The 11,548-nt window shown below is 71.3% G+C and carries 10 protein-coding genes; 1 reads left to right on the forward strand and 9 read right to left on the reverse strand.

The genetic code is table 11. The features are described 5' to 3' along the window. Positions 1–8: 8 nt before the first annotated feature. Complete coding sequence (locus tag AOQ37_RS42295; RefSeq protein WP_445407666.1) at positions 9–377, forward strand: hypothetical protein; 369 nt, start codon at positions 9–11, stop codon at positions 375–377. 25 nt (positions 378–402) lie between these two features. Here AOQ37_RS42295 and AOQ37_RS34110 read toward each other — a convergent pair whose 3' ends face one another. The 9 genes from AOQ37_RS34110 to AOQ37_RS34150 all read right to left on the reverse strand — a co-directional run bounded on the left by AOQ37_RS34110 (position 403) and on the right by AOQ37_RS34150 (position 11,350). Then, positions 403–1,737 carry a hypothetical protein gene (locus tag AOQ37_RS34110; RefSeq protein ID WP_062650371.1) on the reverse strand — a complete coding sequence of 445 codons (1,335 nt, stop codon included), beginning with the start codon at positions 1,735–1,737 and terminating at the stop codon, positions 403–405. 93 nt (positions 1,738–1,830) lie between these two features. Further along, the gene (locus AOQ37_RS34115) at positions 1,831–2,862 is read right to left on the reverse strand and encodes a glutamate ABC transporter substrate-binding protein (RefSeq protein ID WP_062650578.1); all 1,032 of its coding nucleotides are present in this window, start codon (positions 2,860–2,862) and stop codon (positions 1,831–1,833) included. 122 nt (positions 2,863–2,984) lie between these two features. Next, the gene (locus AOQ37_RS34120; RefSeq protein ID WP_062650580.1) at positions 2,985–4,394 is read right to left on the reverse strand and encodes a GlnX family signal transduction membrane protein; all 1,410 of its coding nucleotides are present in this window, start codon (positions 4,392–4,394) and stop codon (positions 2,985–2,987) included. A gap of 163 nt (positions 4,395–4,557) precedes the next feature. Continuing rightward, positions 4,558–5,532 (reverse strand): N-acetylglucosamine kinase, encoded by a 975-nt coding sequence (locus tag AOQ37_RS34125; RefSeq protein ID WP_062650373.1) that lies wholly within the window; start codon positions 5,530–5,532, stop codon positions 4,558–4,560. After that, positions 5,523–6,788: a 6-phospho-beta-glucosidase gene (locus AOQ37_RS34130; protein WP_062650375.1), complete on the reverse strand. Its 1,266-nt coding sequence runs from the start codon at positions 6,786–6,788 to the stop codon at positions 5,523–5,525. Before AOQ37_RS34130 ends, AOQ37_RS34125 begins: the two co-directional genes overlap by 10 nt. Positions 6,789–6,794: 6 nt before the next feature. Further along, positions 6,795–7,688, reverse strand: a complete 894-nt coding sequence (locus AOQ37_RS34135) for a carbohydrate ABC transporter permease (protein WP_062650377.1) — start codon at positions 7,686–7,688, stop codon at positions 6,795–6,797. 5 nt (positions 7,689–7,693) lie between these two features. Next, the gene (locus tag AOQ37_RS34140) at positions 7,694–8,638 is read right to left on the reverse strand and encodes a carbohydrate ABC transporter permease (protein ID WP_062650379.1); all 945 of its coding nucleotides are present in this window, start codon (positions 8,636–8,638) and stop codon (positions 7,694–7,696) included. Positions 8,639–8,640: 2 nt separating this feature from the next. Then, entirely contained in the window at positions 8,641–9,990 is a 1,350-nt protein-coding gene (locus tag AOQ37_RS34145) for an ABC transporter substrate-binding protein (protein ID WP_234437103.1), read from the reverse strand. 148 nt (positions 9,991–10,138) lie between these two features. Continuing rightward, on the reverse strand, positions 10,139–11,350 hold the full coding sequence (locus AOQ37_RS34150) for an ROK family transcriptional regulator (RefSeq protein ID WP_062650381.1): 1,212 nt from the start codon (positions 11,348–11,350) through the stop codon (positions 10,139–10,141). Positions 11,351–11,548 lie beyond the last annotated feature (198 nt).

Raw genomic sequence — 11,548 nt, forward strand, 5'->3', positions numbered from 1 at the left:
GCGGCACCGTGACCAGGCCGACGCCGAGCCGGGCCCGCGCGGAGGAGCCGGCGGTCGAACCGGAGCTGCGTACCGACACCGAACGGCCCGTCGACCTGCCCGACAGCGACCGGGACAGCCGCCCCGACACCGAGCGCCGCGACTTCGACGACTGCGACGACGTACGGCTGCTGCGCGCGCTGCGCCCGCTGGAGCGTGAACCGGCGCTGCCCGCCGTGCCCTTGCCGCCCCCGGTCACCCCGGTCGGCGGTGAACCGACCAGACCGTCCCCGGAGGAGGAGCCCCCGGACGCGACGACCGGGGCCAGACCGCAGGTGTCGCAGTACAGCTCGCCGCCGCCCACGTCCTCGTACGACCCCTCGCAGCCCGGCCGCTGACACGTCTGCCCCGCCTGACTCATGGTTACTGCTCCCCCCTACGGTCCTGAGGTCCGCCCTGCTCGGGCACGCGCGGCGCCGTGAGCAGTTCGGCGGCCGCCTGCTGGTAGCGCAGGACGGCCTGTCCGGCGACGCGCAGATCACAGGGCGCGCTCCAGAGCATGCGGCGCGCCGCGTCGTAGCGCTCGATGAGGAACGGGTCCTCGGCGAGCCCGTGCCGGGCGACCTTCGCCTTGTACGCGTCGAGACGGCCGCGCAGCTCCGCGCGGACCGCCAGTGGCTGGGTGACGGCGGTCAACGACTCCCGGGCCCGCAGCAGTTCGTCCTCCGCCTTCTGTTCCAGGGACTCCAGCAGCGGGGACAGCCGGTGCCACTGGGCGTGCCTGCGGTACTCGGCGGCCGTCGCGAGCTGCTCCTGGAGCACGGTCGGCGGCCCGCTGACCACCGGCACCTCCGTCGCGGCGATCTTCGCGAGCACCTCGCCGCGCGCGGTGCGCGCCTCGGCGAGCGTCCGGTCGGCCCGGCTGAGGATGTCCCGCAGCTTCACCAGTCGCTGCTCGGCGTCCTGGCGGACCGTCAGGACGGCGTCGATCTCCCGACGTACGTCCTCCAGGGCGCGCGCCTCACGGTCGTACACCGTGGTGTCGGGTCGGCCGCCGCCCGGCGCCGAACTGCCCTGTGCGCGGACCCAGAAGGCCAGCGGGTCCGACACCACCTGCTCGCGCAGGGAGGTCAGGGTGCGGGTGATGCGCTCCAGGTCGTCGCCCGCCGGGTGCTCGCCCGGGCGGACGCCGACGGAGTGCGCGAGCCGGCGGGTGCGCTGAAGTTCCGCGGCCAGTAAATCTATCCGGGCGGGCAGCGCCGACCACACCGCGTCGGCGGTGACGACCATGTCGAGCGAGGACGCGTAGAGCTCGTTCATCCGGTCGACGAGGGTGGTCAGGGAGAAGCTGTGGCTGAGCCGGCCGGCGCCGTGCAGCGTGGGCGCCTCGGCGGTGGCGGCCGTACCGGCGGCGGAGCCCGCCACCGTGACCGACTCGCCGCGCAGCAGTTCCGTCAGCTCCACCAGGTCCTCGCGGCTGGACCAGCGGCGGCGCGAGCGGATGTCGCGGGCGGTGCGCAGCGCGTCCGTGTACGCGTCGAAGTACGTCCACAGCAGTGTGATCGACGCCTCCGCGGACGCCCAGCGCTCCTTGGTGACACCGGTGAGTTCGGCGCCTTCGAGGAGCCTGCGGCCCGCGTGGTCCTGGAGGGCGAGGAGCGAGGTCTCGATCGCCTCGTGCTCCGCGCCGAGCCGCGCCAGCGCACGGTCGACCTCGTCCCGGTCCATCACCGGCCCGGGGGGTCCCGTGACGCCCATCGATCACCTCTCGCTGCTGTGTCGGTCTCTCGGCTGTGTCCGCCGCCTGCCCTGCCGTCCTGCGCCTGCCCCGCCCGTCCTGCCGCCGGTCCGTCAGCTCGTGCTCAGGTACTGCGGCACGGGCGGCCTCGACTTCGCCGCGTCACCGCCCAGTGTCGCCGACAGCCACTTGTCGTACGAGGCCTGCCAGCCGTTCGCGCGGTACTCCACCAGGATCTGGTTGACCCGGCGTACCAGATCCGTCGCGTCCTTCTTCATGGCCACGCCGTAGTACTCGGTCGTGAAGGGGGCGCCCTTCAGTTCGACGGTCGGGTCCTGGGCGGCCTGACTGGCCGCGAGCGCGCCGTCGGTGACCACCGCGTCGACCTCGCCGAGCTGAAGCCGCACCAGGCAGTCGAGCTGGTTGGGCACGGGAGCGGCGATCACGACGCTGGAGGCGATCCTCCCGGCCTTCTTGTCGTCGACCAGCTTGGTGTTGGCCGTCGAACCGGTCGCCGTGCAGACCTTCTTCTTCGCCAGCGTGTCGTCGTACCCCTTCACCGTCGAGGACTTGGGCGCGAGGACCTGCTGTCCCGTCTTGAAGTAGGGCGCGGAGAACGCGACGTCCTCGAGGCGGGTGCAGGAGATCGTCATGGTGCGGACGACCATGTCGACCCGCCCCTCCTGGATGGCCGGGATGCGCTGGTTGGTCGGGATGGCCTTGAACTGGACCGCGTTCGGGTCGCCGAGGATGTCCTGGGCGATCCGGTGGACCAGGTCGATGTCGAAGCCCTCCAGCTCGGCGCCCGTGTTGTTGGGGTCGCGGTAACCCCAGCGGTAGCTGTTCTGGTCGACGCCGACGATCAGCTTGCGCTTCTCGCCCTGCCGGGCCTTGATGGCGGCGATCGTCGGACCGTCCGCGCCGGACGGCGTCGGCGTCCGCTTCTCCGGGTCCGTGCAGTCGGCGTCGGCCGCCTGGGTGCCCGCGGCGACGCCCCGCCCGGCCTGGCCGGTGCTTCCGTCGCCGGGCGACCGGGTCGTCCACGGCAGCAGCAGGACGAAGGCCAGCGCGAGGGCGCACAGACCCGCCATCGCGCCCACTCCGCCCCAGCCCTTCAGGCCGGCCCGTACCCGTCGCACCCGCATCGTCATGCCCCCTTCCACCGGTACGCCTCCTTCAGCCGGTCCGCCCCCGCCCCCGGACAGGCTCCTGCCCACCGGCAGACGCCTGTCCACCGATCCGCGCCCGTTCACCCGCCCGCGCCTGTTCACCGGTACTCCGACAGTCTGCGGCCGATGCCGACGACCGCGCCCGCGGCGCCCAGCACGGCCAGCACGGCGGCGCCGATCGACAGGCCGGTCATCGCGTCCAGGCCGTCCCCGGCCGCCTGCCGGAACTCGGTCTGCTCGTGCTCCAGCGCGTCCGCGAGGTTCTGGTCGACGTTGTCGAAGCAGGCGCCGGTCGCGTCCTTGCCGCCGATCACGAGGGCCAGCGCCTGCTCGTAGTTGCCGTTGTCGTCCTGCGCGCGGGCCGAGGTGTGGCGCTTCTTCCACTCCGCCATGTTGCTCTCGGCCGACGCGACCGGCTTCTCGCCCGCCTGGTCGTCGGCGAGCTTCGCCGCGAGGGTGAGGCCCTTGCCGAGGGTGGTGATCTCGGTGTTGAACTCGTGGTCGTACTTGTCGAGCGTCACCTCCTCGCCGTCGGCCGTCACCTTCACCGTCTCGGCGCCGCGCGCCACCAGGGTCAGGTTCTCGTTGCCGCGTGCCTTGAGGGAGGCGATCCGGGCGTCGTGCAGGACGTTCAGCGAGCGGACGCCGTGGTCGTAGGAGTCGTTCAGACCCGCGCGGGCCACGCTGTGGCCGACGACCAGCCAGAGCAGGACGACCGTGGTGGCCGCCGTCGCCGCGACCAGGCCGTGGTTCATGACCCGGTTCGTACGGCGGTAGTTGCGGTGCTGTGCCCAGGCGAGGGCGGCGAGCGCGAGGACGCCCAGCGAGATGGCCGCCCACGGGTAGGGGGTGGCGTCGCCGTAGTCGTCCTGGAGGCGCTGGTTCTCCTTCGTGTAGAGATCCTGGGCCGCCGGGAGCATCTCCCCCTGCATCTTCTGGTTGGCGTACCGCAGATAGGCGCCGCCGACCGGGAAACCCTGCCGGTTGTACGTCCGCGCGCGCTCCACCAGGCCCTTGTACTCGGGCAGCAGCTTGTTCAGCTCGGTGATGAACGCCGTGGAGGGCGAGTCCGGATCGGCGTTGTTGGCCGCGGTGACGAGCTTGGAGGCGGCCTCGTCGATGTCCTCCTCGTAGCGCTGCCGGGACTCCGCCGTCTCCTGGCCCCCCGCCAGGAAGCCGCTGGAGGCCGCCGTGTTGGCGTCGGCCAGCGCGCGGTAGATGTCGGCCGCGGCCGTGCTGAGCGGCTGGCTCTTGTGCAGCACGTCGTCGGCCGCGGCCGCGCGGTCGGTCGTCTGCCAGGCCGTCACGGCACCGAAGGCGAGGACGAGCAGGGCGAGGAGGGCGCCGATGATGCGGAGCCGGCCCGGCTCCGTGGTCGCCGCGGCGCGCGCCTTGTCGACGCCCTCGGCGAAGGCCGTGCGGCGCGTCGGAGGCGGCGCCGACGCCGGCGCGAGTGGCGCTACGGTGTTGCCTGGTGCCGGGTTTGCCACGTTGTTGACCTCCCCCATGGTCATCTGCCGCCGCCAGTATCGCTGGCGGGACCGGTCCTGCGCACCGGCCTTCACGCGATCTTGATCAGATCGCAGTCACCCCTGTCCATGAATACGCGTCGGGTGGGTGTTCGGTTCCTTCGTGGCGACCCGTGTTGTGATCGGAGGCACCCGTGGTCACTCATCCCGCGTCGAAATGCCCGCGCACCCTGCGCTGCACGTCCGCGTCCGCCCCCAGCCGGTCCAGGCCCAGCAGCGCGGCGCCCAGCACCGGGCGTTCCCGCACGACGCTCGCCACCGCCTTCGGCGCCCGAGCGGCCAGGAGTTCGCGGACCCCGTCGTCCAACTGCCCGTGGCCCGCCGTGAGAACGCCTCCCCCCAGTAGCACCGGTGTCTCCTCCTCCAGAAGGTCCAGACGGGTCAGGGCCACCGTCGCCATCGACACCACCTCCTGAGCGAGCCGGTCGACGACCGCGCGCGCCACCGCGTCCCCGTCCCGCGCCGTCCCGAAGAGGACCGGGGTCAGTTCGTGGCGGCGGGACGGGGCGATGCGCTCCAGATGGAGGGCCTCGATCAGGGCGTACATGGACGGCAGCCCGAAGTGGGACGGGAGCGCGTCGGTGAGGGCCGTCGGGGCGCCCCTGCCGTCCTCCGCCCGCGCCGCGTGCCACATCGCCTCCTCGGCCAGGCCCCAGCCGCCGCCCCAGTCGCCGGAGAGGCGGCCGAGGGCCGGGAAGCGGGCGGTGCGGCCGTCGGGGCGCATGCCGACGCAGTTGATGCCGGCGCCGCAGACGACGGCCACCCCCCGGGGTTCGGCGACGCCCGCCCGCAGGATGGCGAACGTGTCGTTGCGGACGTCCACCGAGGCGCCCCACGCGCGCGCGTGCAGGGCCGCCGCCAGCTGTTCCTCCTCCACCGGAAGGTCGGCGTTGGCCAGACAGGCCGACACATGGACCACCGAGTCGACGCCCGCCGCCGCGTACGCGCGCGTGACGGTGTCGGCCAGGGCGTCCACCGCCGCCGTCACCCCCACGGCGGGCGGCCGGAAGCCGTCACCGCGGGCCGTGGCGAGGACCGCTCCGTCGGCCGCCACGACCGCGACGTCCGTCTTGCTGTTGCCCGCGTCGATGGCGAGCACGCTTGCCGTCAGGCCCACGCGAGATGCTCCCGGTTGTGTGCGATCAGCTGGTCGGTCAGCCGCTCTGCGTACTCGTACTGGCCGACCAGAGGGTGGGACAGCAGGGCCTTGAAGACCCGGTCGCGGCCGCCGTGCAGGGCCGCCCGGAGGGCCAGGTCCTCGTACGCCGTCACGCTCGCGGTCAGCCCCGCGTGGAGCGGGTCGAGGGAGGGCACCGGGAGCGGGGACGGACCCTTGGGGCCCACCGCCGCCTGGACCTCGATCACCGCGTCGTCCGGCAGGAAGGGCAGCGTGCCGTTGTTGAGGGTGTTCACCACCTGGTAGGGGCTGCCGGAGCCGGCCAGCAGCGCCGCCGCCAGGTCGACCGCCGCCTCCGAGTAGTAGGCGCCGCCGCGCTTCGCCAGCAGCTCCGGCTTCTCGTCCAGGGCCGGGTCCGCGTACAACGACAGCAACCGGCGTTCCATCGCGGCCACTTCCGCCGCCCTCGACGGCTTCGTACGCAGCTCCCTCACGACCTCGTCGTGCGCGTAGTAGTAGCGCAGGTAGTAGGAGGGGATCGTGCCCAGCCGGTCCAGGAGTACGCGGGGCAGCCGCAGGTCGGCCGCGATCGTGTCGGCGTGGGCGGCCAGCAGGCCCGGCAGCACGTCCTCGCCCTCGGGGCCGCCCAGGCGCACCCCGGTCTCCCAGGTGAGGTGGTTGAGGCCCACGTGGTCCAGGTGGACCTCGGCCGGGGTGACGTCGAGCAGGGCGGCGAACTTGCGCTGGAGGCCGATCGCCACGTTGCACAGGCCGACCGCCTTGTGGCCGGCCCGGAGCAGGGCGCGGGTGACGATGCCGACCGGGTTGGTGAAGTCGATGATCCAGGCGTTCGGGTTGGCCCTCCGCACCCGTTCGGCGATGTCCAGCACCACCGGGACGGTCCGCAGCGCCTTGGCGAGACCGCCCGCCCCCGTCGTCTCCTGCCCGACGCAGCCGCACTCCAGCGGCCAGGTCTCGTCCTGCTCGCGGGCCGCCTGGCCGCCGACGCGGAGCTGGAGCAGCACGGCGTCGGCGCCCTCGACGGCCGCGTCCAGGTCGGACGTCGTCACGATGCGGCCCGGGTGCCCCTGCCGGGCGAAGATACGGCGAGCCAGGCCGCCGACCAGTTCCAGACGGTCGGCCGCCGGGTCGACGAGGACGAGTTCCTCCACGGGGAGGGTCTCCCGCAGCCGGGCGAAGCCGTCGACGAGTTCGGGTGTGTAGGTCGAGCCGCCGCCGACCACGGTGAGTTTCATGGCGAGTTAACCCTTTACTCCGGTGAGGGTGACACCTTCGACGAACGCCTTCTGGGCGAAGAAGAACACGAGGATCACGGGGGCCATGACCAGCACGGTGGCCGCCATGGTGAGGTTCCAGTCGGTGTGGTGCGCGCCCTTGAAGGACTCCAGGGCGTAGGAGAGGGTCCACGCGTCCGGATTTTCGGAGGCGTAGATCTGCGGACCGAAGTAGTCGTTCCAGGCGGCGAAGAACTGGAAGAGGGCGACGGCGGCGATGCCGGGCTTCGCCATCGGCAGCACCACCCTCAGCAGGGTGCGCAGCTCGCCGCAGCCGTCCACCCGTGCCGCGTCCAGGTACTCGTTCGGGATGGTCAGCAGGAACTGGCGCAGCAGGAAGATCGAGAACGCGTCGCCGAACGCCAGCGGGATGATCATCGGCCACAGCGTGCCCGACAGGTCCAGCTGCTTCGCCCAGAACAGGTACATCGGGATGACGACCACCTGCGGGGGCAGCATCATCATCGAGATCACCAGCATGAGCGTCAGATTCCGGCCCCGGAAGCGGAACTTGGCGAGCGCGTACGCGACGGGCACGGACGACACGACGGTGAGGACCGTGCCCAGTCCGGCGTAGATCAGCGTGTTCCGCCACCAGGTGAGGAAGCCCGGGGTGTCGAAGACCTTCCGGTAGTTGGCCCACTCCCAGGTGTGCGGGATCAGGTCGCGGCTGAGCGCCTGGGTGTCGCTCATCAGGGAGGTCAGGAACACGAACACGAAGGGGAGGGTGAAGAAGAGGGCGGCGGCCACGCCGAGGGAGTGCACCGCGATCCACTCCAGCAGCGCCCGGCGGCGGGCGGTGCGCTCGGCGGGCGAGGACGGTTCCCTCAACTCCACCGGACGGTCCAGTACTTGGGTCATACGGGTCAGTCACCTGCCTGGATGAGACCGCCCCGGCGCCGCATCAACAGCGCGGTGAACGCCATCGACAGGGCGAACAGCACCAGGGCCACGACACAGGCCGAGCCGTAGTCGAAGCGCTGGAAGCCGAGGTTGTAGACGAGTTGGGGAAGGGTGAGCGTGGAGTGCTCGGGGTAGCCGGGCTCGAACATGGTGCCCGCGCCCTGGATCACGCCCGAGGCGACCTTTCCGGCGACCAGCGGCTGCGTGTAGCACTGCATCGCCGCGATCACGCCGGTGACCACCGCGAACATGATGATCGGCGAGATGTTGGGGAGGGTGACGAACCGGAACCGCTGCCACGCCGAGGCGCCGTCCAGTTCCGCGGCCTCGTACTGCTCCTTCGGGACGTCGAGCAGCGCGGCCATGAAGATGACCATCAGGTCGCCGACCCCCCACAGGAACATCAGGGTGAGGGCGGGCTTGGACCAGCTCGGGTCGTTGAACCAGCCGGGCGCCGGGACGCCGATCTTCTCCAGGATCGAGTTGACCGGGCCGGTGCCGGGGTTGAGGAGGAAGGCGAAGGCCATGGTGGCCGCCACCGGCGGGGCGAGGTAGGGCAGGTAGAAGAGGGTGCGGAAGATCCCCGTACCGGTCTTGATCTTCGTGATGAGCATGCCGATGCCGAGTCCGAACAGCACCCGCGATGTCACCATGATCACGACGAGCCAGAGCGTGTTGCGCAGGGCCGGCCAGAAGAACGGGTAGTGCTCGAAGACGTACGTCCAGTTCTTGGCGCCGCTCCACGTCGGCGGCTTGAAGCCGTCGTAGTGCATGAACGAGAAGTAGACCGTGGAGATCATCGGGTACGCGAAGAACACCGCGAATCCGATCAGCCAGGGGGAGAGGAAGGCGAGGGTGCGCAGTGCCGAGCGACGGTGCTTCGCCCGCAGCGTGTGGGTGGCCGCCATCGCTACTTCGCCTGCGCGATGTCCGTGTCGATCTGCGCCGCCGCCTTCTCCAGGCCGGCCTTCAGGTCGGTGACCTTGCCGCTCTCGTAGTCGTAGCCGAGCTGCTGCACGGTGGTGAGGTAGACGCCGCCGTTGATCGACGCGGGGGAGGTGGTCGAGTTCGGGTCGGCGGCGATGTCCAGGAACGTCTTGAACCGCGCGTCGTACTTCAGGTCCGGTGACTTCAGCGCGGCCAGCGTGGACGGCACGTTGTGGATGGCGTTGGAGAAGGCGACGACCGCGTCCGTGTCGGTGGTCATGTACTTCACCAGTTCCCAGGCCGCGTTCTGCTTCTTGCTGGTGGCGGCGATGCCGGCGATGGTGCCGGTGATGTAGCCCTTGCCGTACTGGGCCGCCTGGTCGTCCGGGACGGGCAGCGGGGCGACGCCGATCTCGAAGTCGGGCTTGGCCTCCAGGGCCATGCCGAGCCGCCACTCGCCGTCGAGCTGCATGGCGACCTGACCGGTCTGGAAGGGGTGCTTGGGGCCCCACTCGTCGCCGAGCGTGGAGCGGAAGGTCTCCAGCTTCTTGAAGCCGCCGAGTTCGTCGACGAGCTTCTTCTGGAGGGTGAAGGCGGACGCGACGGCCGGGTCGGTGGCGATCGTCGACTTGCCGGCCGTGTCGAAGTACGTCGGCGAGAACTGGCCTAGGTAGTGCTCGGTGGTGGTCTCCCAGCCGTGGTAGTTCGGCATGAAGCCGAGCTGCTCGAAGGTGCCGCCCCGGGGGATCGTCAGCTTCTTGGCGTCGGCCTCGAACTCGGACCAGGTCTTCGGGGGAGCGGTGATGCCCGCCTTCTCGAACGCCGTCTTGTTGTAGTAGAGGCCGTACGCGTCGCCCAGCAGCGGGACGGCGCAGCGGTTGCCGTCGAACTGGGTGTACTCGTTCATGGCCTTCGGGAAGGTCGTGGACGGGTCGATGTCCGCCTTCTCGAAGAAGGGGTTGAGGTCGACCAGGGCGCCCGACGAGCAGAACTTGCCGACGTTGTTGGTGGTGAACGACGAGATCACGTCCGGCGCCTTGGTGCCGCCCGCGCGCAGCGCCTGGTCGATCTTGTCGTCGGTCATGTTGCCGACGACGTTCACATGGATGTTGGGGTGTGCCTTCTCGAAGCCCGCGATCAGCGACTTCACGGCCTTCACCTCGTTCGGCGCGCTCCAGGCGTGCCAGAAGGTGAGGGTCGTCTCCTTCGACGCGTCGTCGTCGGAGCCGGCCGCGGACTGGCCGGTACAGGCGGTGGTGCTCAGGAGGAGGGCCGTGGCGGCGGTGAGGGCGAAAGCCGCCTTTCGGACGGCTGTGGGTATGGGTGTGGGCATGACGGAGCCTTCCAGGAACAGGGCAGGGTGAAGGAGAGGCGGTGCGGTGGAGCAGGGTGGAGCGAGGTGGGGAGGGATGGAGCGGGGTGAGGTGCGGGCCGGGGAGGGGGTGGTGGTGAGGGTCCGGGGGAGAGGGTCGGTGGTGCGGCTAGCGGGAGGTGTCGAAGACCTCGTCGCGGGTGGCCGCCAGCGCGCTCTCCAGCGCGCCGCGCAGCACGGGCCGTTCGGTGACGTCGCCCATGACCAGCTTCGGCCGGGACGCGGCCAGTTCCGCCAGCTCGTCCTGGACGAGGGCGCGCAGCACCTCGCCGCCGGCGGTCAGGGAGGCGCCGCTGAGGACGACGAGTTCGGGGTCGAGCACGGAGACGAGCGAGGCGAGACCGGTCGCGAGCCGGGTCGCGTACGTCTGGAGCAGTTGCCGGTGCGGGGCGGTGTCCTCGGCGGCGGCCCGCTCGACGAGCGCGGCGGCGACCTCGGCGTACGGCCCGGACGGGATGCCGGTGATGCCGAGCTCCCGGGCCAGCCGGGGCACGGCCTGCGAGCCCGCCAGCTCCTGGAAGCCACCGCTGTTGGCCTTGGTCACCTGCCGGACCAGGGGCGCGCCCGGGACCGGCAGGAAGCCGACCTCGCCGGCGCCGCCGGTCCAGCCGCGGTGCAGCCGGCCGCCGAGGACGAGGGCGGCGCCGAGACCGGCCTCGTTCCACAGCAGGACGAAGTCCTCGTGGCCGCGCGCCGCGCCCAGGCGCTGCTCGGCGACGGCGGCGAGGTTGACGTCGTTCTCGTACTCGACCGGCATCGGCAGCGCCGCGGCGAGATCGTCGAGCAGCGCGGGGGAGTGCCAACCGGGCAGGTGGGAGGCGTAGCGCAGGCGACCGGTGGTGGGGTCGAAGGCGCCGGGGGTGGCGACGACCAGCCGCCGCACGTCGTCCCGGGTGAGGTGCGCGGCCTTCACCGCGCCGTCGAGGGCCTCGGTGACCTGCCGTACGACGGCGTCGGGGGTCTTCCGGCCGGGTGTGGGCACCTCGAACGTGCCCACGGTCCGGCCGGTGGCGTCGGCGACGGCGGCCAGGACGCGCTCGGGGGTGACATCGAGCCCCGCGGCGTACGCGGCGGCCGGGTTGACCTCGTACAGCTGGGCGTTGGGCCCGGGGCGGCCCTCGGTGGTGCCGGTCGCGAGCACCAGTCCCGCCGCTTCCAGCCGGGCCAGCAGCTGTGAGGCGGTGGGCTTCGACAGGCCGGTGAGCTTGCCGATCCGGGTGCGGGACAGGGGTCCGTGCGCCAGCAGGAGGTCGAGGGCGGCGCGGTCGTTCATGGCGCGCAGGACGCGCGGGGTGCCCGGCGTACCGGCGGTTCCTGCCATGGGGTCGACACCTGCCTTTCTGAACTGCCCAGCTTCTCAAGCGCGCCGGACGCAAGTCCACATCCGGTCACTGTTAGGAAAGTTTCCTATCGGCTGGCAGGAACGTAGACCCGTCACGAAGGGGACGTCAAGGAGTGAAACGGCGAACGCCCCCGAGGCAACAGAGTCGTTACTTCGCGGGCGGGACGCGTCACGTCG

It is taken from the genome of Streptomyces maremycinicus (assembly GCF_001184025.1).
In the GTDB taxonomy this organism is placed as follows: Bacteria; Actinomycetota; Actinomycetes; order Streptomycetales; family Streptomycetaceae; genus Streptomyces; species Streptomyces maremycinicus.